Raw genomic sequence first — 975 nt, forward strand, 5'->3', positions numbered from 1 at the left:
CCCGATGCCGGGACTGGCTGTCGCACCAGGAGAGCCTGGCCCTGGTGGTGGACTCCGTATGGGCTGAGCTGTCCGATGCGGTGGACGCTGTGGTGTCCTCACCGGGGGAACGTTGGCTGATGCGGCTGGGTGTGCCGGATCACGTTGCACGACTGGTGGCCTCGGTGCCAGCGCTCCGGGTGTCGTGGCTGGGAGCGTCTGCGCTATTGATGCTGCTGGCTGCGCTGACGTCACGGCTGCTCGCGCCGGACGGGGCACCGGCCGTGTTCGTACTGTTGGCTCCCCTTCTTCCTGTGGTGAGTGTCGCCCTGTGCTTCGACGCCCGATGGGAGCCTGCGGGCGAGATGGCCTTGGTGGCCCCGCTCAGCATGTTCCGGGTCGCGCTGCTGCGTACCGCTGTCGTTCTCGGTACGTGCGTGGTGACGTCGACGGCAGCCGCCCTCACCTTGCCCGACTTCGGCCTGGAAGCCCTGGCATGGATGGTGCCTTCAGGCGCCTTGACCGCCCTGAGCCTCTTGCTCTCACGCCACATGAACCCCGCCACCGTATGCGCTGTGGCCGGCGGGGTCTGGATCGTCCCGGCGGCCGTGACGCAGAGCGGGTCATGGCTCACTTCCGCTCAGGGACAGCTTGTTCTGGCCGTGGTGTGCGCCGGGCTGCTGTTCAGCCTGGTCATGGCCCGGTCCACATTCGACACCGAAAGGAAGGCCCTTACCTCATGACTCTCGATACCGGCACCGTTTCCGTAAAACATCTGAGCGTGAAGTACCGGCGCACTGTGGCTGTTGACGATCTCACGCTGTCGCTCACCTCTGGTGTCACCGGCCTCCTCGGCCCCAACGGCGCAGGCAAGACGACTCTGCTGCGCGCATTGGCCACCGCCCGGCTGCCGGAAACGGGCGACCTCCGCGTCTTCGGGCTGGACCCGCGGCAGGCAGGTCCCCGGCGCGCGATCCGGCGGAGGCTGGGATTTCT

General features: G+C 67.4%; 2 protein-coding genes. Both read left to right on the forward strand.

All coding sequences use genetic code 11. The annotated features are described in order from the left end of the window. On the forward strand, positions 1-722 hold a 722-nt coding region (locus RNC47_RS35955), incomplete at its 5' end, for a zf-HC2 domain-containing protein (protein WP_311605046.1). Further along, a partial coding sequence (locus RNC47_RS35960; protein ID WP_311605047.1) for an ATP-binding cassette domain-containing protein occupies positions 719-975 on the forward strand: 257 nt, incomplete at its 3' end. The genes RNC47_RS35955 and RNC47_RS35960, both read left to right, overlap by 4 nt.

Source organism: Streptomyces millisiae, from assembly GCF_031845425.1.
Classification (GTDB): domain Bacteria; phylum Actinomycetota; class Actinomycetes; order Streptomycetales; family Streptomycetaceae; genus Streptomyces; species Streptomyces millisiae.